18 protein-coding genes and 1 pseudogene are annotated in these 24,392 nt (G+C 28.5%); all 19 read left to right on the top strand.

Annotated features, from left to right (window positions below; genetic code table 11):
* Positions 1 to 100: 100 nt before the first annotated feature.
* The 19 genes and pseudogenes from GXK56_RS25350 (at position 101) to GXK56_RS25260 (ending at position 24,187) form a co-directional block, all read left to right on the top strand.
* Positions 101 to 1,696 carry a response regulator gene (locus GXK56_RS25350; RefSeq protein WP_160692716.1) on the top strand — a complete coding sequence of 532 codons (1,596 nt, stop codon included), beginning with the start codon at positions 101 to 103 and terminating at the stop codon, positions 1,694 to 1,696.
* Positions 1,693 to 3,471: a histidine kinase gene (locus tag GXK56_RS25345; protein ID WP_160692715.1), complete on the top strand. Its 1,779-nt coding sequence runs from the start codon at positions 1,693 to 1,695 to the stop codon at positions 3,469 to 3,471. Before GXK56_RS25350 ends, GXK56_RS25345 begins: the two co-directional genes overlap by 4 nt.
* Before the next feature lie 15 nt (positions 3,472 to 3,486).
* Entirely contained in the window at positions 3,487 to 4,782 is a 1,296-nt protein-coding gene (locus GXK56_RS25340) for an extracellular solute-binding protein (protein ID WP_160692714.1), read from the top strand.
* Between the two features lie 340 nt (positions 4,783 to 5,122).
* Positions 5,123 to 6,052 carry a cysteine synthase A gene (gene cysK / locus GXK56_RS25335; protein WP_160692713.1) on the top strand — a complete coding sequence of 310 codons (930 nt, stop codon included), beginning with the start codon at positions 5,123 to 5,125 and terminating at the stop codon, positions 6,050 to 6,052.
* A 580-nt stretch (positions 6,053 to 6,632) separates the two neighbouring features.
* Positions 6,633 to 8,063: an aspartate ammonia-lyase gene (locus tag GXK56_RS25330; RefSeq protein WP_160692712.1), complete on the top strand. Its 1,431-nt coding sequence runs from the start codon at positions 6,633 to 6,635 to the stop codon at positions 8,061 to 8,063.
* A 175-nt stretch (positions 8,064 to 8,238) separates the two neighbouring features.
* On the top strand, positions 8,239 to 9,369 hold the full coding sequence (locus tag GXK56_RS25325) for an iron-containing alcohol dehydrogenase (RefSeq protein WP_160692723.1): 1,131 nt from the start codon (positions 8,239 to 8,241) through the stop codon (positions 9,367 to 9,369).
* Between the two features lie 381 nt (positions 9,370 to 9,750).
* The gene (locus GXK56_RS25320) at positions 9,751 to 10,476 is read left to right on the top strand and encodes an amino acid ABC transporter ATP-binding protein (RefSeq protein WP_160692711.1); all 726 of its coding nucleotides are present in this window, start codon (positions 9,751 to 9,753) and stop codon (positions 10,474 to 10,476) included.
* A 119-nt stretch (positions 10,477 to 10,595) separates the two neighbouring features.
* Positions 10,596 to 11,400: pseudogene (locus tag GXK56_RS25315) on the top strand (ABC transporter substrate-binding protein).
* A 56-nt stretch (positions 11,401 to 11,456) separates the two neighbouring features.
* Complete coding sequence (locus tag GXK56_RS25310) at positions 11,457 to 12,164, top strand: amino acid ABC transporter permease (protein WP_160692710.1); 708 nt, start codon at positions 11,457 to 11,459, stop codon at positions 12,162 to 12,164.
* 239 nt (positions 12,165 to 12,403) lie between these two features.
* Positions 12,404 to 13,621, top strand: coding sequence for a PucR family transcriptional regulator (locus GXK56_RS25305; protein WP_160692709.1), 1,218 nt, complete (start codon positions 12,404 to 12,406; stop codon positions 13,619 to 13,621).
* Between the two features lie 248 nt (positions 13,622 to 13,869).
* Positions 13,870 to 15,090 carry a PucR family transcriptional regulator ligand-binding domain-containing protein gene (locus GXK56_RS25300; RefSeq protein WP_160692707.1) on the top strand — a complete coding sequence of 407 codons (1,221 nt, stop codon included), beginning with the start codon at positions 13,870 to 13,872 and terminating at the stop codon, positions 15,088 to 15,090.
* Between the two features lie 186 nt (positions 15,091 to 15,276).
* The gene (gene gabT, locus GXK56_RS25295; RefSeq protein WP_160692705.1) at positions 15,277 to 16,617 is read left to right on the top strand and encodes a 4-aminobutyrate--2-oxoglutarate transaminase; all 1,341 of its coding nucleotides are present in this window, start codon (positions 15,277 to 15,279) and stop codon (positions 16,615 to 16,617) included.
* Between the two features lie 288 nt (positions 16,618 to 16,905).
* A complete protein-coding gene (locus tag GXK56_RS25290; RefSeq protein ID WP_160692703.1) occupies positions 16,906 to 18,924 on the top strand; it encodes a methyl-accepting chemotaxis protein in 2,019 nt (672 codons plus the stop codon).
* A 286-nt stretch (positions 18,925 to 19,210) separates the two neighbouring features.
* Positions 19,211 to 20,146, top strand: coding sequence for a M14 family metallopeptidase (locus GXK56_RS25285; protein WP_160692701.1), 936 nt, complete (start codon positions 19,211 to 19,213; stop codon positions 20,144 to 20,146).
* The gene (locus GXK56_RS25280; protein WP_160692699.1) at positions 20,143 to 21,078 is read left to right on the top strand and encodes a M14 family metallopeptidase; all 936 of its coding nucleotides are present in this window, start codon (positions 20,143 to 20,145) and stop codon (positions 21,076 to 21,078) included. Before GXK56_RS25285 ends, GXK56_RS25280 begins: the two co-directional genes overlap by 4 nt.
* Positions 21,079 to 21,268: 190 nt before the next feature.
* Complete coding sequence (locus tag GXK56_RS25275; protein ID WP_160692697.1) at positions 21,269 to 21,640, top strand: GntR family transcriptional regulator; 372 nt, start codon at positions 21,269 to 21,271, stop codon at positions 21,638 to 21,640.
* 5 nt (positions 21,641 to 21,645) lie between these two features.
* Positions 21,646 to 22,248 carry an ABC transporter ATP-binding protein gene (locus GXK56_RS25270; RefSeq protein WP_243156271.1) on the top strand — a complete coding sequence of 201 codons (603 nt, stop codon included), beginning with the start codon at positions 21,646 to 21,648 and terminating at the stop codon, positions 22,246 to 22,248.
* A 95-nt stretch (positions 22,249 to 22,343) separates the two neighbouring features.
* Positions 22,344 to 23,003, top strand: a complete 660-nt coding sequence (locus GXK56_RS25265; protein WP_160692695.1) for an ABC-2 transporter permease — start codon at positions 22,344 to 22,346, stop codon at positions 23,001 to 23,003.
* 191 nt (positions 23,004 to 23,194) lie between these two features.
* The gene (locus GXK56_RS25260) at positions 23,195 to 24,187 is read left to right on the top strand and encodes a hypothetical protein (RefSeq protein ID WP_160692693.1); all 993 of its coding nucleotides are present in this window, start codon (positions 23,195 to 23,197) and stop codon (positions 24,185 to 24,187) included.
* Positions 24,188 to 24,392: the final 205 nt, after the last annotated feature.

Raw genomic sequence — 24,392 nt, 5'->3', positions numbered from 1 at the left:
AAATAAAAAGAAGAAGATATACCATTTTTTTATAGTAAAAATTAGTATGTTAAATGTGTTATTATAATTATAAAAGGTTTATTAAGTGAGGGATATTAGGATGCGATTGTTGAGGCTTGTAATTGTTGATGATGAACCAATTATTTTACGAGGGTTAATAGAAACTTATGATTGGGAGCAGATGGGATTTACAATTGTAGGTTCAGTACAAAATGGAGAAAAAGCAATAGAAGTTATAAAAGAGAAAAAACCACATCTTGTGCTTACAGATATCTGTATGAAGCAAATGAGCGGATTAACTCTTATGGAAAAAGTAAAAGCCTTTGATGATAGTGTTTCATTTATAGTAATAAGTGCATATAGAGATTTTGAATATGCACAAAGAGCTTGCGAAATTGGTGCCTTTTCATATTTGTTGAAGCCATTAGATGAAGACAAATTAAAAGAGACCATGAAGGCTGTTTACGACTATTGCATTTCTAAAATTGAAGATAAAACAAAGTATGATAATTGGGAAAAGCTTTTAATGGAAAATGGCGACAATTTTCAACAGGTTATAGTTCAAAAATATTTAGAAAATAGAATTGAAGAAGATAAAATAAAACAGGTATTTTCTATACTAAATCAAGAAATAAAGGATGAAGATACGTATATATGTGTTTGCGTGGATGTTGATATATCCTGCAAAATAACAAATGAATTATCCTTTCAAGCAGACAGATTTACATTATTTGAACACTTAGAAAAAGTTTTTGGCGATCAATATTTATATTGGAGTTTCGAAAAGCAAAATGGTAATAGAATATTCCTTTTAAAAACTACAAATAAGCCTGGTGTTTCTAACGTAAAAAAAATTATGGAGGAAGCTAAAAATATCTTAAATAGTCAAATTATATCTTCAATTTCCAGAGAATATAACAGTTTTGCTGCCCTTCAAAAGAGCTATCAACAAGCTGTATCTTTATTTGAAATGGCTAGTGAAGCAGGTTCGAGTGCTTTTACGGTGTCTATAGAATTAGTAGAGGAAATTGAAAGGACTACATATTCTAGTGATGCTGAAATAATGGTTTTAAATTCAGTTCGCAAAAATGATACAAGTCAATTAGAAGCAGCTTTTGGTAGCTTTATTTTTGAACTTTCCTCAAAAAAGAATAAAAAAATATATATACATAAGCTTGTGATAAATGTAGAACTTTTGCTACAAGATTCCTATGGATTAATAGAAAGTGTTAAAAATAGCTTGGAGCATTTTTATTCTAATTTTTGTAATTTAAATGATACTAAAATAATTGATATATGCTATCGTCTATTATTTAATGTAATTGAAGAAAGAAAGAAATGTGCAGAAACACAAAATATGGATTATTTCAGTGAATATATGTCAGTAGCTATGGGATATATTGAAGAAAATTTACATGACGAAGCTCTCACATTAGCTTCAGTAGCTGCAAAAATATATTTAAATCCTGTTTATTTTGGAAGAGTATTTAAAAATACAAAGAAAATGTCTTTTAAACAATATGTATTAAAAAGAAGAATGGACTTAGCAAAAAAATTAATCTTAGAAGGAAAAGATAGTATTTCTTCTATTTGTGGAAAGGTTGGAATGCCAAATCCGTCTTATTTTTCACAGGTATTTAAGCAATATACTAATTTTTTGCCAAGTGAATATAAAAAGGAACATGAAATATTATGAAGTTTAAAATAAAAAAAATTAGTACTTACGGCATTCAAAATCGTTTTTTTAAATATGTAATGATTATATTAGCAGCTTCCTTCTTATTATCAAGTATATGTATAGGTGTTATTGTAAGCAAAAATACAAAACAATCGGTAATTGACAAGTATGGATATATAAATGAAAAAATTATGCTTTCATTAGAAGGTAAATACGAAAAAACTAATGATATTATGGATAAATGCATTATAAATAATGATTTTCAAAAAAGTTTATTATATTCAGGAATGACATTGCTTGAAAAAGAAGGTTTATATAGGGAGCTATCCAATATAAATATTAGTAATTTAGATGAATATGTATATGTTGATAATAAGGATAATATTTATACAAAAACCTATCAAAAGCTAGATATAAGAACTTTTAAAGAAAGTAATTTTTCAAAAATATTAGGTGATGATTATTCAAAAACAAAGTGGATATGGAAAGAAGATACTTTATTTAATACAAAAAAGAAGTCTTTATTTATAGGACGCTATATTCGAAATATGAATTTTTATCATAAGCCTGGAATGTTATTTTTAAAAATGAATGATGAATTTTTTCAAGACATTTTAGAAACTGTAAAAGATGAAAAGGGAACTTATCTTTTTGCAGATAGCAATGGACAAATATGCTATGAAAAATTAGCAGAAGGAATTCAGGTATCAGATGAAAGTAGAGAAAAGATGGCTTCTTTCATCCAAGCAAATATAAAAGAGGAACAAACAAATAACTTTTATAAAGCTAATATCATAAAAGAGGGAATAGTTTTATATAACTATCACAATAAATCTGGTTTTACAATAGCAACTTTAATACCCAACAGTATATTAAATCAAGTTACTAACAGTATAATTGGAACTATGTTAGTTGTATATTTAGTAGTTATATTATTTGTTTTTTATTGCAGTGATTATTTTTCAAAGCGTTTTACAAAACCAATTACTGAAATTAATAATGCAATGATAGATTTTGATGGGCAGGATTTTTCAAAAACTTTGAGCATTGACACGAATACTGAATTAGATACTATAGGAAAGTCATATAATAAAATGCTTTTAAATATGGAGAATCTCGTATCTGAAATAAAAAAGCAGGAAAGAGAACTTAGAAATAGTGAATTAAATTCTTTAATTTATCAAATTAATCCTCACTTCTTGTATAATACTTTAGATACTATTTATATGCTTGCAAGAATTAGTAAAGAAGAGAACACTATGAAAATGATACAAGCACTTTCGAAATTTTTAAAAGTAAGCTTAAGTAAGGGAAGCGATGTAATAACTATTTCAGATGAATTAGATCATGTGAAAAGTTATATGGATATACAAAAAATAAGAAACAATGATTTATTTACTTATGAGATAGACTGCAGTCAGGAGCTACTATATCATAAGGTTTTAAAATTAATTTTGCAGCCAATAGTTGAAAATGCTATTAAGCATGGATTTTATAACATATATGAAGGCGGAATAATCAATATAAAAGTCTATGCAGAAGAAGAAAAAATAGTATTTATAATTTATAATAATGGAGAATTAATTGAGGATGAAGTAAAAAGTAAAATCCATAGTATGATGAATATGGATTTTAATGAAATAAAAAATAGCTTTTCAAGCAAAAAAGGTGGATATGGAATTGGAAATATAATAAGTCGTTTACGATTAAAGTACGGAAATGATGTACAATTTTATTATGAAAATGAAGAAAAAGGCACAAAATGTGTTATAAAAATACCAAAAGATAATTAGGAAGAGGAAGTTTATATGAAATATATTAAAAAATTAAGTTTACTTCTTTCAATTTGCATTTTTTCTATAATTATATTTAATCAATTTAACACTAATGATGTAATTAAAATTAAGAATAAAGAAGAATCAGTAAAGGAAGTTATTATTCCTACTATTTTTTTAGTAGATTCAGTAACTAATACTAAATCCAATGAAGATTTGGTTAATGGCTTTAATGAAAAATATAAGGGGCAATATAGAGTAGAAGTGGAATGGATGACGGATACAGCAAGTGCTTATCGTTCAAGAATAAAGACGCTTAATGCAACAGATGAACTTCCAGCAATAATTACAGATGTGAGATTTTCACCGGAATTTTATCAGCTTTTATTAGATGGAAATAGATTGTTAAATATTAGGCCATACGTGGAAAATGACAGTGAATGGAAAAATAGCTTTGAGCCTCAAGTATTTGAATCTAGTTTAGAAAAGGATGGAACTATGTATTTATCACCTATAAGTACAAGTAGTTTATCTTATTCAGGAGTGTTTTGGAATAAGAAACTTTTCGCAAAAGCCGGAATAAACTCTTTTCCAGAAACTTGGGAAGAATTTTGGAATTGCTGCGAAAAACTTTCTAAACAAGAGATAACGCCTTTGTCTATTCATACAGATGGAACTGCTTGGGCAACCATGCTTTTTAGCACAGCATCACTTGGAGCTTCTTCAGACGGTAGGGAATTTATGAAAATAAGGTTACCTAAAGATTACAGTAATGATAGCGGACGAGAATTAGTAAAAACTATGAAAGAATTATTTAATTATACAACAAAGGATAGCATAAATAGAGATTTTGATGTGGCTTTTGGTCATTTTTCTAAAGGTGAAACTGCAATGCTTCCAAATGGATACTGGATGTTAGAGCAGATGAATAAGGATTGGAAAGATGATATTGGTTTTGCACCTTTTCCTAACAATGTAGTTGTAGCATCTCCAGAGATGTCTGGTTGGGCTATTACAAATGGATATAGTAAAGAAGTTCAAGAGGGAGCATTGTTATTTTTAAAGTATAGAACAGAAAGAAGTAAAGAAGAAAAAGAAAACTTTTTCGAAAAGAATATGAATGAAAAAACTGTGCTGGAACAAGATTATATAAAAGTGGCAAAGAATAATCCTGTAATTATTCCTAATTATCAACTTCAATGGAATTCCAATTTACAGCAGGAGGTATTTCCAGATAAACTTCCACAATTAGCAAGTGGAAAAATAACAGAAGAACAATTTATAAAGTTTATGAATGAAAGTGTAGCTAACTTAGAAAAAGAGAAATAAACAAAATTTTATTATGAATAACTTATCTGAATATTTTTTATTGGGATAAGTTATTTTTTTGTATAACTATTTGGCGTATTCATTATACTAATAATTAATAGAAAGGATCATATTATTTGTACTTACATATTTAGAAATATGAGAATATAAATAGCTTTGAGACATAAGATTTATTAATATATGAAAAATGTAAAAAGCTAAAATTAAGTTTTCATACTAAATTGATTGGAAAATACAAAAAAATTCTAAAAAAGCTATTGACTATATAAAAATATAAGAATATACTTATAACATAGTAAACAGATAAGAATTGTGAGAGAAAAGAATAGGAGTGGTTAGAATGTCAAAAATATATAAGAATTTAGCAGATTTAGTAGGGAAGACACCATTATTAGAAATTGGAAATTATAGTAACGGAAAAGACTTAAAAGCAAAGGTAGTAGCTAAATTAGAATATTTTAATCCAGCAGGAAGCGTTAAGGATAGAATTGCAAAGGCTATGATTGAGGATGCAGAAAAAAAAGGTTTATTAAAATCAGATTCAGTAATAATAGAACCAACTAGTGGTAATACTGGAATAGGAATAGCTTCTGTAGGAACTGCAAAAGGATATAAAGTTATAATTGTTATGCCAGAAACAATGAGTGTTGAAAGACGTACTCTTATTAAGGCTTATGGAGCTGAAATAGTTTTAACAGAAGGTGCTAAAGGAATGAAGGGTGCAATAGCTAAAGCAGAAGAATTAGCAGCTGAAACACCGAATTCATTTATACCAGGACAATTTATAAATCCAGCTAATCCTGAAATACACAAAATTACAACTGGTCCTGAAATTTGGGAAGATACAGATGGAAAAGTAGATATATTTGTTGCAGGTATAGGTACAGGTGGAACAATTACTGGTGTTGGAGAATTTTTGAAATCTAAAAATCCTGAAGTGAAAATAGTGGCAGTAGAACCAGCTGATTCACCAGTTTTATCAAAAGGTACACCAGGTCCACATAAAATACAAGGAATTGGTGCTGGTTTTGTTCCAGATGTTTTAAATACAAAGATTTATGATGAAATAATAACTGTTAAAAATGAAGAAGCATTTGCTACATCAAGAGAATTATCAAAATCAGAAGGGCTGTTAGTGGGAATTTCCTCAGGAGCTGCAACATTTGCAGCAACAGAAATTGCTAAGCGTCCTGAAAATGCAGGAAAGACAATTGTTGTATTATTACCAGATACAGGAGAACGTTATTTATCAGTAGGATTATTTGATTAAAATATATAAAGAATATAAATAGAATTTAATATTTCATTAATGAAAATTAGGGAATAGGTTTTCTTCAATTAGAAAATCTATTCCCTAATTGTTGTTTTTGAATATTTTGACTGATAGCTTAATAAATAATGATTTATAAATTTAATTAGAATATTGATAAAAGAAGATAACATTCAAGTTTAAGTTAAAAAAATTAAGTGTTTTAATTTGAAAAAATAATTTTATGTATTATTGCAGTATTAATATTTATTTTTATTAATAAATATTAGAAAAATACAAATGTTTTAAATTTAAAATTGTGTTTTTCAAAAGAAAAAATCTTAAAAATCTTAAAAAGTATAATTAAATATTCGTATTTTATGAAAAGTTAATTGACTTTAGATTATTAAGTGTTTTGTGAGATTAATTTATTAAAAAAAGTTTGAAATACTTAATTTTTATTTTTATTCGCAATTCATAGTTTAATATTTACATGAAATTTAAACCGTGATAATCTTCAAGATGTTAAAGGAATTAGAAAAAAATACAAATTAGATTATTTTATTGTTTAAATAAAAATATAGAAGCGAGGAGTTTTATTATGAAAATGCGAATAGAAACTGATTCAATAGGAAGTATGGAGGTACCTGAAGGAGCTTATTATGGAATTCAATCTCTAAGAGCGAGCAGAAATTTTGAAATTACAAATAAGAATATTCCTAAAGAACTTATAATAAGTCTTGCAGAAGTAAAGAAGGCGGCTGCAATTACAAATAAAAATGCGGAATTATTAAATTGTACAATTGCTAATGCAATAATAAATGCTTGTGATGAAATAATTGCTGGTAAGTTTCACGAAGAATTTATAGTTGATCCAATCCAAGGAGGCGCAGGCACATCTACAAATATGAATGCTAACGAGGTAATTGCTAATCGTGGTATTGAATTGCTTGGTGGAGAAAAAGGAAACTATACTATTATACACCCTAATGATCATGTAAATATGGCTCAATCTACTAATGATGTTTATCCTACAGCAGGAAAGCTTGCAGTATTAAAATTGCTTCCAAAAACAATTTCAGAACTTCAACGTCTATATAATACACTTGAATTAAAAGCTTTAGAATTTAATAATGTTATTAAAATGGGAAGAACGCAACTTCAAGATGCAGTTCCAATAAGACTTGGTCAATCATTTCATGCTTTTGCTTCAATGATAAAACGTGATATTAATAGATTAAAAGAGGCAGAAAAAGAAATGCTGGCAGTAAATATTGGCGGAACAGCTATTGGCACTTCAATTAATGTAAGTTCGGATTATTTATATAATATTACAGAGAACTTAAAAAAGGTGAGTGGGCATAATATAGTTCATGCTAAAGATTTAATTGATGCAACACAAAATCTTGATGGCTTTGTAAGTGTTTCAGGAATTTTAAAAACATGTGCAGTTAACATGTCAAAAATGGCAAATGATTTAAGATTGTTATCTAGTGGACCTAGAACTGGTATTGGTGAAATTAATTTACCAGCAATGCAAAATGGATCATCTATTATGCCAGGCAAAGTAAATCCAGTTATTTTAGAGGTTGTATCTCAAGTTGCCTTTAATATTATAGGAAATGATATGACAATTACTATGGCAGCAGAGGCAGGACAACTTGAATTAAATGCATTTGAACCTGTTATTTTTTATAACCTATTTGAATCTATAGAGACTTTAAAAAATGCAACTGCAACTTTAATTGATAATTGTATTTCAGGAATTACTGCAAATGAAGATAGATGTATGGAACTTTTAAATAACAGTGTTGGAATTGTTACAGCACTTTGCCCTTACATTGGATATAAAAAGGCTGCTGAAATCTCTAAGGAAGCCTTAAAAACAGGTGAGGCAGTTAAAGAATTGGTATTAAGAGAAAAATTGCTTACAAAAGAAGAATTAGAAAAAGTTTTAGATCCAGTTTCAATGACTCAATATAATTATTCACGTGTTTTAGAAGAGACGTCTAAAAGGAATAAAGCAATATAATAAGGTAAATAAATTGTGCATAGTGCACTAAAATATTGTTGTAATGAGAAATAGAATTATGTATTTTAATGTGCTACTATTTATGTAGACAAAGGTGTCTTTAGAAATGAAGATGCCTTTATTTACGTAAAGAAAAAAACAAAAAGGAATATAGATTTAAGGGAGGAAAATAATGATGAAGTTCAATTATAATTTACCAATAAATTTGTTATTTGGTAGTGGACGAATAAATGAAGTTGGAATTGAAGTGGCTAAGTATGGGAAGAAGGCACTTATAGTAACTGGGAGAAGCAGTACAAAGAAGAGTGGTTTACTTGATAAAATAAAGAGTTTATTAGAGGAAGCAAAGATAGAATATGAAATTTTTGATGAAGTGGAACAAAATCCACTTACCAATACTGTATATGAAGGTGTGGAAGTAATTAAAGAAACGGGTTGTGACGTTGTACTTGGTCTTGGTGGAGGTAGTATAATGGATGCGGCAAAAAGTATTGCTTTTTCAGCTAAAAATCCAGGAGATATTTCAGAATATATTTTTGGAATAAAAATTGGAAAAGAAGCTCTTCCTATAGTTTTAGTTCCAACAACTTGTGGAACTGGAAGTGAAGGAAATTGTTTTTCTGTTCTTACTAATCCAGAAACTAAGGATAAAAAATCACTTAGAACTAATTTAATAATAGCAAAAGCATCTATTATTGATCCAGAACTTATGAATACCATGCCTAAAGGTATTTTAGCATCTGTTGGTTTTGATGCATTAGCACATAACATGGAGGCATATGTATCTAAAATTGGACAGCCATTGACCGATATGAAGGCACTTTATGGAATTAAGTTATTGGCAGAGAATTTGCCTAAAGTATATAAGGATTCAGGAGATTTACAAGCATGGGAAAAGGTGACTTTAGCTAGCACTTTAGGAGGCATGGTAATTGGAGTTGCTGGAGTAACAGCACCACATGGAATGGAACACCCTGCAAGTGGGCTTCATGATATTGTTCATGGAAAAGGATTGGCGGCACTTACGCCAATAATTGTTGAAAGATCATGGGAAAGCAGTATAGAAAAATATGAAGATATTTCAAAGCTATTAGGCGGAAAATCAGCAGGAGACTGTGCAGATGCTATAAGAAATTTTCTTGAACAAATTAACTTAAAAGTAACTTTAGGCGAAATGGGAATACATGAAAAAGATATTGAATGGATGGCTGAAAATTGCATGAAGGTTTCAAAACCAAGCATGGAAAATCATCCTAAAGAATTTAATTTAGAAGAAATTAAAGAAATTTATTATAAAGCTCTGTAAAACATATATTAAGACATATTTAATATGATTAAAAAATGTGCATGCTGCACTAAAATATTGTTATGATAGATAATAGACTTGTATAATTAATTATGATAACATAGTTACAACATAGGAAGTTCGACAGCAGTTATTTAATATGATTAAGTGAACGGCGGTGTATTAATAATTTTAAGAAATCAATGGTGAGTATAAGTAAACTTAAAATATTATATGCAGGTTGTACAAAAAATCGTATTATTAACATAGCAATAATAAAAAGAGCATGATAATATCTTTATAACAAAAAAGTAATATAAAAAATTATATAGTAAATGCAAAGGCGCACTGAAATTTAAACAGTGCGCCTTTTTATATTGTTGAGAAATTGGAGTTGAGAGTATGTATAAAGTTTGTGAGCTATCAAAAAAATATGGAGATTTAGAAGTATTAAAAAATATAAGCCTAGATATAAAAGAAGGAGAAGTGGTATGTATTATAGGACCATCAGGTTCTGGTAAAAGTACATTTTTAAGATGTTTAAACTTATTTGAAACTCCAACAGGTGGAGAAATGTTCTATGAGGGAAAAAATATAATGGACAAGTCTATCGATATAAGAGCACTTAGAGAAGAAGTAGGAATGGTATTTCAAAAATATAATTTGTTTCCATTACATACAGTTATACAAAATGTAATGCTTGCACCAGTGCTTACAAAAAAGAAAAATAGAAAGGAAGCAGAGGAAATAGCCTTTGAGCTTCTTAAAAAGGTAGGGCTAAAGGATAAAGCAGATGTGTATCCTGTAACTTTATCAGGAGGACAACAACAAAGAGTTGCAATAGCAAGAGCTTTGGCAATGGAACCCAAAATGCTTTTATTTGATGAACCAACAGCAGCATTGGATCCAGAATTAGTTGGGGATGTATTAGATGTTATGAAGCAATTGGCTAAGGCAGGAATGACTATGGTAGTTGTAACTCATGAAATGGGATTTGCAAGAGATGTATCGGATAGAGTAATTTTTATGGACAAAGGATATATAGTTGAAGAAGGTAATCCGAAGGAGATTTTTGCTAATCCTAAAAATGAAAGAACAAAAGAATTTTTAGCTAGAGTATTAAATTAGAAAAAGTATTTAAATATTGGTGATAAGCAGCTGTAAGCTAAAAATTTCAAAAACATAAATTTAGTAAGAAATAAGCATAAGCTTAAAAAAATAAATAAATTGAAAAGGGGAAATTAATTATGAAAAAGATGTGGAACAAATTATTAATATTAACAATGGTTATAGTGAGTTGTATTGGATTTATGGTTGGGTGTGGAGCATCAGGAGCTAGCAGTAGTGGAGTGACAGATAAGGGGAATGGAAAAGACACTTTAGCAGCTGCAAAAGAAAAAGGCGTATTGACAGTTGCTTCATCAAATGATGCACCATTTGCATTTATTGATGCCAAGACAAATGAATTTACAGGAATTGATGCCGAAATTATTGGGGAAGTTGCTAAAAGGCTTGGAATAAATAAAGTTGAAATGAAACAAATACCATTCGAAAATTTATTGGTAGAACTAAATAATAGCTCTGTTGATATGGTAACAGATGGAATGTATGTAAAAGATGAACGTAAAAAGTTAGCGAAGTTTACAAACATTTGGTATAAAGAAGGAGAAGCAATAGTAATTCCTAAAGATTCAAAAATCGCAACAAGCAGGTTTAGTAAAGGAAGTTAAAGTGTTTGGTAGTCAATCTGAATTAATGCTAGCAGTAAATACTGGGAAAATAGATGCATGTATTACGGATGGAGCAGTTGCAGGATATACCTTATCACAAGATAGCAGCCTTAGTTTGAAGATTTTATCACCTTATAAAGCTGAAGCAGCTGGAATGATAGCAGCTGCAGTTAGAAAAAATGATACTGCTTTAGCAGATGCAGTTAATGAAAAAATTGATGAAATGAAAAAGGATGGGACAATACTTAAACTTCTTAAGAAATATGGAATGAATGAAGATAATTTTGTATCAATAGAAGATGGTAAAACTTCAGATAAATAATATTAATATCTAAAAGGAATCCAATTGGATTCTTTTTAGAAAAGGAGGCAATGTATATGGATATTTTATCCAACTTAGATTTTAGTACAGCATTTAAATATTTAGTACCTTCATTAAAGGACGGACTCTTGATTGTATTACAAGCAACAATATTAGGATTTCTTTTAGCTATAGTTTTAGGGTTATTTATTGCAATTGGACGAATTAGTAAAATTAAAGTTTTACAAGGAGTTTTGGCAGTATTTTTGGAATTTATCAGAGGAACGCCGCTTTTAGTTCAATTAGTATATATGTATTATGTAGTTCCGCTTTTATTATCTATGGTCATACAACTATGGAGCCCAGGGTATCAAATTAAAATAAGTTCCTTAGTTGCTGGAACAATTGGACTTGGAGTTAATTATGGTTGCTATATATCTGAGGTAATTCGTTCAGCTATAGTATCAATAGATGGAGGTCAAAAAGAAGCTGCATTGGCACTTGGTCTTACTAATAAACAAGCTCTATTTAAAATAATAGTACCGCAAGCATTACGTAATTCAATACCTGTATTTGGAAATTATTTGGTAATGATGCTAAAGGATACTTCATTACTAGCATATGTAGCAGTTAGTGAGTTATTGTTACGTACCCAAAGTTATGCATCTCAATCATTTTTAACTATAGAATCATATACAATTTTAGCAGGATTTTATTTAGTTTTAAGTTTACCACTTGCACAATTAGTAAAATTAGTTGAAAAGAAAATGTTAAAATTTAGTTAGTGTTAATATTTATATATTGTCTGATAAATTATTTTCTTTTGTATTCTATAAATAAAAAATAATAGAAAGTTGTATGATCTTTATTTTATCTAGAAAAGGATAAATAATATAGTCCATACAGCTTTTTCTTTTGAATTTTAAACATAAAGATAAAGTAAAGCTTTTTTTATTGAGTGATATATGATAAAAATATATTAAGCAAAAGCAATTTAAAATACTTGGGGATAAAGGTGAATTTTATGTCAATTTCAGTAAAAGATATACTCAAATTAGATTCTTTAAAAAAAATTAAGCTTATTGGTGGAGAAAATGGCCTTGAGAAAGGTATAGAATGGATATATGTAGCTGAATGCTTTGAAAATCCATTAGAGGGGATAAAATGGTTACAGGGTGGAGAAATTATATTTATAACAGGTGTTGGAATTAAAGACAATACAGAAATGCTGTTAGAATTAATTAGGGGAATAAGCGAAAAAAATGGAGCGGGTTTAATAGTAAATATTGGACCTTACATAAAAACTGTGCCAGATGAAGCTATTAAACTTGCAGATGAGCTTGAAGTTCCACTATTTACATTACCGTGGGAAGTGAAATTAGTAGAAGTATCTAGAGAAATTAGTAATGCCATTGTGCTATCACGTATAGAAGAAAATTCACTTACTCATTTCTTAAGCAATATTTTATTTGGAGATGGAGAAGTGGAAGGTGATGCAATACAAAAGGCTGCTTATTTTGGATATAATTTAGCTGGAGATTGCTGTATATGTGTAATAGATATCGATGGTTTTGAAAGATATTTAAAATTAAAAAAATTGGAAGATGAAATGAGTATATCTAAGATTAAGATTACATTTAGAAAAATAGTTCAGGATATATTAGAGAGACATGCTCTTAAGGTGCCCATAATAGATAAAGATGATGCAGTGATATTTTTTATTAGAACAGAAGAAAACTGCATGAGCAGGTTAGATAAAGCATTAAGAGAAATACAAGAAATAATAAAAAAGCGTATGGATGGTCTTTCAGTAAGTGTGGGAATTGGAAATTCATATAAAGATTTAAAAATGATGAAGCAATCTCTAAATGAAGCAGAACTTGCTATTGATAGCTCAAAATGTCAGGCCTTAGATGATACAATTACTAAATATAAAGATATAGGAATTTATGGACTTCTTTTTAATATAAATAATAGAACTGTATTAGAAAATTATTTTACAGAAGTTTTAGGGGCAATTAATGGTGAAAATAAAGAAAATAATTTAATTGAAATCTTAGAAACATATTTAAATGAAAATTGTAATATTACAGTTACAGCAGAAAAACTATTCTTGCATAGAAATACTCTTAAATATAAAATAAAAAAAATAGAAGAATTATTAAATTGCGATTTGCATAAATTTGATGATTGTATGAAGGTAAAAATTGCATTATATACAAATAAAGTATTAAAAAAGTAACTAATAGTTTAGAGAGTTTGAACAAAAATATTATAGCTTTTGGACATAGAAAAAAGAATGGCTTTTATATATAATATGTAAAATAAGTAGTCGAAAAGATTTTATGGACAATGAGGGTCTATCACGTTTTGGTGATAGACCTTTATTTATTATAAAATTAATAAAAATATGAAAAATTCATATTAAAAAATTAATTAATCACATTAAGAATAATTTATAACCCTTAATGTGATTAAGGGGGAGATAATATGTCAATTTTAGTTAAGGATATTTTGAAATTAAATTCTTTGAAGGAAATGAAATTAGTTGGAGGTGATGTAGGTTTAGAAAAATGTATAGAGTGGATATATGTATCAGAATGTCTCGAAGATCCATTGGATGGTATAAAGTGGCTTCAAGGAGGAGAAATAGTAATTATTACAGGCGTAGGAATAAAGAGTGATATTAGTGTTTTATCAAAGATTATTGAGGGGATAAGTGAAAAAAATGGTGCTGGTTTAATTGTGAATGTTGGAAAATACATAAGAGAAATTCCAGAAGAAGCTATTAGAGTAGCTGATAAGTTTAAAGTTCCATTATTTACATTGCCTTGGGAGGTTCGCTTGATTGAAGTTTCAAAGGAAATAAGCAATACAATCATATTAGCTCGTATTGAAGAAAAATTTATGAATGATTTTTTAAATAATATTTTATTTGGACAAATAGATTTGGGCATAAATATTAAAGAAAAAGCTAATTATTTTGGATATAATCTTCAAGGAAAGTGTTGCATATGTCTAATAAAAATAAATGGTTTTAAAGAATTTATTCAAAAACAAAATATATGTGACGAGTTGTATATTGCTAAAATTAAACTTACTCTCAGAAAACTAATTCAGGACACCTTGGAAAAGTATTCATTGAAAGTGCCAATTATAGAGAATGAAGAAGAGATTATTTTTTTAAATAGAGCAGAAGAAAATTCAATGAATAGATTAAATAAAGCATTAAAGGAAATTCAAAAATATATTACAAATAAAATGAGTGGCGTTTCAATAAATGTTGGAATTGGAAATGGTTATGAAGATTTAACTTTAATGAAGGATTCGCTTAATGAAGCAAAAATAGTTATAGAAACTTTAAAATGTGAAGGTGTAAATCAAACAATAAAAAAATATAATGATATAGGAATATATAGTTTAATATTTAGTATTGAAAATAGAAAAATACTTGAAGATTATTGTAAACAGGTAATTGGGCCTATATTAGAAAAAAGAAAGAAGAACAAAGAAATTAGCTTGATTAAAATATTAGATACCTATTTAATTGAAAACTGTAACCTAACCATTGCAGCTGAAAAACTGTATTTGCATAGAAATACTCTTACTTATAGAATAAAAAAGATTGAGGAGTTATTAAATTGTAATCTTCATAATTTTGAAGATTGCTTAAGGATAAAAATGGCGCTATATATTAACAAAATTCTATAGTGGTTAATATTTTGGTCAAAATAGACAAAAATATTATAGCAATTGGACATAGAATTAATATAGGTAAAGTATTATTATATAACCATAGAAACAGAAATAAACAATGAGATATTGGACGATGGAGTCTTTCATGTATTTAAGCATGGAGACTCTTTTTATGTTAACTGACATAGAGGGGGAGTTAAAATGATAGAAGAATCAAATGTAAAATTAGTAACATCAATACCAGGACCTAAATCAAAAGAAATTCTTGAAGAAAGAAAAAAATACGTAGCAAATGGAGTTTCTGTATCAACAGGGATTGCTATTGAAGAAGCAAAAGGTGCCTTAATCAAAGATGTTGATGGAAATGTATTTTTAGATTTTGCTGCTGGAATTGGTGTTCAAAATGTGGGACATTGTGATGAGGAAATAGTAAAAGCAATACAAGAGCAAACAGAAAAATATATTCACCCAGGATACAATGTTGTGACGTATGAATCATATGGAGCTTTAGCAAAGAAATTAACAGAAATAACAGTTGGGAATTTCGAAAAGAAAGTTATGTTTGCTAATAGTGGAGCAGAAGCAGTAGAAAATGCTATAAAAATAGCTAGAACTTATACAAAAAAAACAGGAGTGCTTTCAGCAACAGGTTCCTTCCATGGGCGTACAAATATGACTATGTCAATAACAAGTAAATATAAGCCATATAAAAATGGATTTGGGCCATTTGCACCAGAAACATATAAGTTTGATTTTCCATATTCGTATAGAGCTCCACTTGGAGTTTCAGAAGAAGAATATGCAGATGAATGTATTAATAAATTAAAAACTATGTTAAAAACAACATTATCGCCTGATATGATAGCTTGTTTAATAATTGAACCATTGCAAGGTGAAGGGGGATTTGTTGTACCATCAGCAAAATATATGCAAGAGCTACAAAAAATATGTAACGAAAATAACATTGTATTTATTGTAGATGAAATACAAGCTGGGTTTGCAAGAACTGGAAAGATGTTTGCTCATGAACATTATGGAATAGAGCCAGATGTAATAACATTATCAAAATCTATAGCAGCAGGAGTTCCACTAAGTGCTGTGGTTGCTAAAAAGGAAATAATGGATTCTGCCTGTGTTGGTGGGATTGGAGGAACCTATAGTGGAAGCCCTATTGCATGTGTTGCAGCACTTAAAGTAATTGAAAAAATAGAAAAAGAAGATTTGTGTGGAAAATCACAAAAACTTGGAGCGTATATAACAGAAAGACTTAATGAAATGAAAGAAAAATATGAAGTCATAGGTCAAGTAAGAGGGCTTGGCTCCATGTTAGGTATAGAATTTGTTAAGAATAGAGAAACAAAAGAACCAGCAGCAGATTTAGTCAAAACCATAATTCAAAAATGCTATGAAAAAGGAGTAATCTTCTTAAATGCAGGTTTACTTGGGAATGTAATACGCTTTTTACCACCGTTAGTTATGACAGAAGATCAAGTAAAGTATGGAATGGACATATTGGATGAGACTATTAAAGAGTGCTTATAATATGAAAATGAAATCACTTAAAATATAATATTTCAACGTTTGAATTAATTCATGTGATGTATAATCAACTAAATTATACGTTACATGAATTAAATTTTATATAGAAGTAACTTTGATATAGATGTAGCTGTAGTGAAAAATTTTATTCATAGAAAATTCAGAATAAATTTTAATAATAGCAAAAGTATAAAGTAAGAAGGTTATGAATTAGAACTCATATATTACATAAATAATGTATATGCTTTAAAGGTTAATTCAAGGACAGTATAAATAAGGGGGAATTAGTTTATGAAAAGGATAAAAACACAACTAATAAGAGTATTTAGCATTGTTTGCATAGGTTGCTTATTCATTGCTATGTGCATAAGCTGCATTATTTCTTCAAAAATGATTTCTTCAGAAATACAATATAAATATTCGAATCAAATTGAAGCATATTCTGCAAAAATAGATGGATATCTTAAAGTTCATGGAAATACTATAAATACAATAGACAATTATTTAGAATCAATGCCTGAATGGAATAATGAAAAAGTGCTTACATATTTAACAGAAGAGATGAAAAAGAATAAGGTTACCTCAGATATATATGTGGGATTAATGGATAAGACATTTCTAGATGGGTCAGGATGGGTTCCTAAACCGGACTTTGACTGCACTACGAGAAGTTGGTTCAAAAACGCAATAAATAAAAAAGAACTCAGTTATGGTAATCCATATTTTGATCTTACAACTCAAAGTATGTGTGTTGCTATTTCAAAGCCTATAGTTAGGAATAATGAAACAATAGGAGTTGTATCCCTAGATGTAAACTTAAAAGTTTTGGCAGAAACTATTAATGGTTATAAGGATGATAAAGACATTTATGGTTTTGTTCTTGATGGGGATAATAATATTATAGTTCATCTAAATGAGAAATTTATGCCTAAGGATGAGAAAGTAACTAACATTCAAAATGTTGTAGGAAATGGTTTTTCAAATTCAACACAAATTGGGAATGGTGTTTATAGTACAGATAAAATAAAAGATTATGATAATACAAATAGATTCTTTATGTTTACTAATATTCCAAGCACTGGATGGAAAGTTGGACTTGCAGTACCTGTTAGTGTTTATAATTATCCAATAAGTATTTTGATAATTACATTTGTAGTTATAATTATTATAGCTTCATTAATAACCTATTTTATTGGACATCTCCTAGGAGTTAAAATTGCTAAGCCTATATCTATTTTAACAACAACAATTAACGATATTAAAAATTTAAAATTAACTAATGATGAAGAAAGCATTCAATATAGAAATATTAAACCTTCAAATATAGAAACGGAAACTATTTGTAAGTCAGTAAATGCACTAAGAGGAAATTTAATAAATATTATAGTTGAACTAAGATGGGTATCTGGGAAAGTTATTGATGGAAGTTCAAAGCTTTCAGAGGTAGTAAGTGAAAATGTGGCATCTATTGAAGAAGTCACTAGAACATTAAGTGAAATTGTAAAAGCCATAGAAAGTGAGGCTAATGAATCGCAGTATGGAATAGAACAATTATCAAATCTTTCAGATGAAATACATACAGCAGCGCAAGATACTAATATCTTAGCAGATATTTCAACAGTAACTTCAGAATACATCGATAAAGGTATAACATTTGTCAGTGCCTTGGCAAATAAAATAGAAGATACTGTATCAGCACAAAATGAAGCAAGTAAAAATGTAGATATATTAGCTGAAAAATCTATTTCAATTGGTGAAATAAGTAATACTATAAGTCAAATTGCTACTCAAACCAATTTGCTTTCTCTTAATGCCTCTATTGAAGCAGCTCGAGCCGGTGAAGCAGGAAAGGGGTTTTCAGTAGTAGCAAATGAAATTAAAAAATTATCAGAAGAAACAGCTGCTTCTACAGAAAGAATTATTCAAATAATACAAGAAATTCAAAGAGAAATTGGATTAGCTAAATTAAATATGGATATGGCTGAAAAATCTACAGCTGAATATGTTGAAAATATGGATGAAACAAAGAGTGTATTTGTAGATATAAATAATAAAGTAGATATAATGAATAAAAGTGTTTTAAGCTTACTTTCTTCAATAAATAAAGTTAATGAACATAAAAATGAAGTTATTAAGAGTTTTTCAGATATATCTGCTGCAACAGAAGAAACCTCAGCTTCATCTCAAGAAGTTTTAAATTCTATGGAATTTCAAGAAGTTAATATTAATCAATTAAGCAGTTTAACTGATAATTTAAATGAAATTACATTAGCACTTAATAATATTATAGATACTTTTAATCTTGATTAATGTATTAAAATAATTGACAACAAAATTTTCAAGTAGTAATATTGAATCAAGGCAAAGAAGCTCACAAAGTGAGATTCTTTGCCTTTTTTCATATATAAAAAGAAAATTTTTTTACAAATTAAGTATTTTATTTCGAAGTTTTACAAGAAGGATAATATATACACCTATAAAAAGAGCAGCTATGCTGCAATACGCAACTTAAAATTAGGTAAGAAGTAAGAAGTAAGAGTTTCTTTTTGCTTAAGAATACAGTAAAAAATCAATGAGTTAATTGGGGGAGAAAAATATGGTAGAAACAGTTGTATCTATAGGACTTGCAGTTGATGAAAAAATGATAATAAGAAAAAATAGGCTTCAACCAGCAGAGTTAAGTGGAAAGGAAAAAAGGATATGTATTGTTACAGGACTTCATGGAGATGAACTTGAAGGACAATATGTATGTTATGAGTTAATTAGAAAAATAACTAAAAGTATGAAATTTCTAAAGGGCATAGTGGATATATATCCAACACTTAATCCACTGGGAATGGATTCTGTTCATAGAGGAATGCCTACATTTGATTTGGACATGAATAGAATATTTCCAGGTTCGGAAAATGGTGCAATGGCAGAACATGTTGCGGCAAAAATTATTGAAGACATAGAAGGGGCTCATATGTGTATTGATTTACATTCTAGCAATATATTCTTACGAGAAATTCCTCAAGTTAGAGTAAGTGAACATATTGCAGATAAATTAGTACCTTATGCGAAATTATTAAATACTGATTTTGTTTGGGTTCATCCATTAGCTACAGTTCTTGAATCAACTCTTACATATAATTTAAACAATAGAAATATACCAACATTACTTGTGGAAATGGGAGTTGGAATGAGGATAACAAAAGAATATGGAGATCAGCTGGTGAATGGAATACTTAATTTAATGAAGGAAATGAATATCTGGGAAGGTGAAGTTTTAACTACTAAAGATTCAATTGTATCAACAGAAAAAGAAGTGAAAATAATTAATTCGAAGTCTTCTGGAATTTTTATGTCCAGTGTAAATCATTTGGAAGAAATAAAAGAAGGCGATAGTATAGGTGAAATTTTAAATCCATTAACTGGTGAAATAGAGGAGAAAGTAATATCTCCTTGCGATGGAATGCTTTTTACATTAAGAGAATATCCAGTAGTTTATGAAGGATCTCTTATTGCAAGAGTTCTTGGAGGTATAAAATGAAAAAAGAAATATTATTTACATTAAAGTCACCTCATAGAGATGATATGCGTATTACAGGTTATAAATTTGGAAAAGGTGATAAAGCAGCGTGTATAGTTGGTGCTATTAGAGGTAATGAAATACAACAATTATATACATGCTCTCAATTAATAAAAACTTTAACAAAGCTAGAACGTAGAGGTGCAATTACTCGGGATCGTGAAATTTTAGTAATTCCATGTGTAAATCCTCATTCTATGAATATAGGAAAAAGATTTTGGACGATGGATAATACAGATATAAATAGAATGTTTCCAGGAATGGCAGAGGGAGAGACAACACAAAGAATTGCAAATGGTGTTTTTGAACATGTTAAAGGATATGTATTTGGAATTCAATTTGCAAGCTTTTATATGCCAGGAGAATTTATTCCTCATATAAGAATGATGGAAACAGGTTATCATAGTCCAAGTTTGGCAAATCTTTTTGGACTTCAATACGTACTTACTCGTAAGCCTAAACCAGTTGATACAACAACTCTTAATTACAATTGGCAATTGTGGAATACAAGTGCATTTTCAATTTATACAAATGCAACAGATCAAATTGATGAAGTTTCAGCAAAGCATGGAGTTGTAGCTGTTTTAAGATTTTTAACAAGAATGGGAGTAATAAAGTATAGTAGTCACAGCGGTTATATTGCAAGTGTGTTGCAGGAAGAGGATTTATTATCAGTTAAGACAACAACAAGCGGAATATATAGAAGATTGAAAAATCCAGGAGATGGTGTTGAAAGAGGCGATGTTCTTGGAGAGATAATTCATCCTTATGAAGGTGAAGTTATAGAACAAATAAAATCACCAACAGATGGAATAATATTTTTTGCACATAAGTCTCCACTAGTTATGGAAAATGTAGTTGCTTATAAAATAATTAGAAGGCTTCATGAATAGTTATATAAAAAAACATAAATATTCCAGTATAAATGGAGTTTTAAAATAATTTACGAATTATTTTAAAACTCCATTTTGTGCTTATTTTTGAATAACATCAAAAAAAATCCAAAGAAAATATTGACAAAACTGTTCATACTGTATATATTGTATATATACAGTATGAACACCGAGGAGGTGAAGCGATAATTTGAGAATATTACTTTCGAATAAATCTGATTTGCCTATTTATGAGCAGATAAAAGCTCAAATGAAAGAACAAATTTTAAATGGTATCATTCCAGAAAATGAATTTTTACCATCTATAAGACAACTTGCGAAAGATTTAGGTATAAGTGTAATTACAACCACAAGAGCTTATTCAGATCTTGAAAGCGAAGGATTTATTGCAACTGTCAGGGGAAAAGGGAGTTATGTACTACCTAAAGATAATGAAATGGTGAGGGAAAAGTACTTAAAGGAAATTGAGGATACTTTAATGATTGCACTTGAAAAAAGCAAGTTAGCCAATATATCAAATGATGAACTTATTTTAATTTTGAAGAATTTAATTGAGGAGTGATATTAGTGAATGCGCTTGAAATAAAAAATTTAAGTAAAAAACTTAAGGGCTTCAGTCTTAAAAATATAAATTTAGAATTACCCAAGGGGTATATTTTAGGATATATAGGACAAAACGGAGCAGGAAAAACTACTACAATAAAACTTATTATGAATCAATTAAAGCCTGATAGTGGAGAAATAAGAGTATTTGGTAAGGAATATGAAGATGATGAAGCTGGATATAAAGACATGATAGGTTTTATTGGAGATGAATGTTATTTTCCAATATGTTTTACATTAAAAGATATAGTTAATATGTTGAAAGATTTTTATTCTTCTTTTGATGAAATTAAATTTAGAGAATATGCGGAAAGATGGGATCTTCCTTATAAGAAGAAAATTAAGGATTTTTCAAAAGGAATGAAAGCTAAACTCGCTTTTGCAAGTGTTTTATCAAGAGATACTAAATTACTTCTATTAGATGAACCAACTAGTGGACTTGACCCTGTTGTAAGAAGTGAAGTCTTAGAACTATTACAAGAATATATATCTGATGGCGAGAGAAGTGTAATCTTTTCTACACACATTATGAGTGATTTAGAAAAAATAACAGATTACCTCAAATGATAAGATGTATTTAGATGAAAATTTATTGTTTGAAAAACCTTCTATGGATGATATTGTAGTCTTTTATATTAATGGGGCAAGGAGGAAGTAGTTTTATGAAAGATTCTATAAAATATTTAAAGCTTGATTTAAAAATAAGTAAAAGAACTTTGCTAACATTAGCTCCAGCATTAATTTTTATGGCATATATGTTTTTTAAACAACAAGTTTATATATTTGGAATAGCATATATACTTTTAATTAAAATTATTTGTATAAATACTCCGTTTATGGCACAAGCAAATGATAGGTTAGGCCAGTTATATTCTATTTTTCCTACTAAGCGTTCTAATATGGTGCTAGGAAGATTTATGTATTTAGGAATGTGGTATTTAATTACATCTTTTATTGAAATAATTATGATTATCTATTTATATAATATAAATGAAATTAGCAATAAAAAAATTATAATAATAGCGTTATCAGAAATAATAACAGTTATAATTTTATTCATTCAGTATCCAGTAAGTTATAAAATTGGATTTGAAAATAGTAAAACTTTATTAAATATAATAGGTACTTTACCAGGACTTATTATACTTCCATTACCATCAATTTTGATTAACAGTAATTTTTTTCAGAGTATATTTGATATTATTTTAAATTTTGCCATAAATAATGAGATTATTTTAATAGTAGTTAGCATTTTCATTTTAATAATAGGATACATATCTTACTTGATATCATGCAGAATTTGTAAGAAAAAAGATGTGTAAATAGTTAGTAGCTCATAGCTAATTTTAGGTGGTGATTACTTATGAAAACTTAAGTATAAATTAAGATTAATTTAATGTTTGTAAAGTATTTTTTTAATAAAAAATATGTATAATGAAAGTATGATAACAAGTGAATTATTAGCATGCATTGTATTTTTATCATAAATAAGAATTTACAGGGGGAACAAGAAATGAAATTAAAAAGAACTTTAGCAATTATTATGACAGCAGCAATGACTGTTGGAACAATGGCAGGATGTAGTCAAGCAACTTTAAATTATTCTAAGGAACTTTCTAATACGGCTAAATGGGAAGCTATGACTTCTGATATGGAAGGTAAGGTTAATGTTGATGTTAAGGGAGTAAAAGAAGAAGTGACATTTACAGCTACTTCATATAAAGCAAATGATAAAGCATATGTAGAGATGAAATTTAATAATACATCAGGTAAAATTAAATTTCCAGAAATAAAAGAATATGTAGATGGAAATACAATCTATATTAACAAGAGCTATTTTGAAGGAATTTATGGAATGACTGGACAACCTATTCCAGAAGGATTAGCTAATATTAAGGAAGAATATATAGCAATCGATTCATCAGTTATGGGAATGAATTTAGATCAATTAAAAACATTAGCAAGTCAACCAGAGGCTATGATAAAAATTGGAAAATTAGTTTTTGGAGAGAATACTGATCTTGACTTACCTTTTGTTCAAAATGGAAGAGAATACACACTAAATCTTGATGCGGATAAAACTGTAGATTTAAGTGCAAAAGCTATAAAAGCGGCAAGCAATAACTTAGATAAGATAAATACTACTTTCTTGGGATCTAAGTTAACAGCTGAAAATATTGCACAAATTAAAACTTCAGTTAATGATGCAAAATTTGATGCAACATTACCACAAATTAAGGCTACATTAGCTGGTTCAACTATAGCTTCAAAAGAAAAATTTACAGATAACAGCTATAATGCAGATATTAATGTTAATTTACAAATTAAAGATTTAGGAACAGTTTCGCTTGTAGTTAAATCAACAAGTAATAAGAGTGAAGTTAAAGCTATAACTTTACCAACTAGCAAAATTAAACTATCACAAGAAGAATTTGTCAAATTAAACGCTCAACCTACTAAAACTAATACAAATATAGCAGCAACTACAAATGTTATAGCAAAATAATAAATTGTGTAATAAACAAAAACTATAGCAAAATGTTTTATCATTTTGCTATAGTTTTTTTTATGCATAAAAATATGAAATTTTCAACTTAACTAATGCCTTTCTACATAAATAAATTATTATATATTGTTAATACTAATAATTAATAAGGTTAGAGTATAATTTTAGTAGGCAAAGGCAGTAATAAAAACTGTATAAATAGTGA

The organism is Clostridium sp. C2-6-12, assembly GCF_009928485.1.
In the GTDB taxonomy this organism is placed as follows: Bacteria; Bacillota; Clostridia; order Clostridiales; family Clostridiaceae; genus Clostridium.
This window is presented reverse-complemented; position numbering and strand designations above follow the sequence as displayed.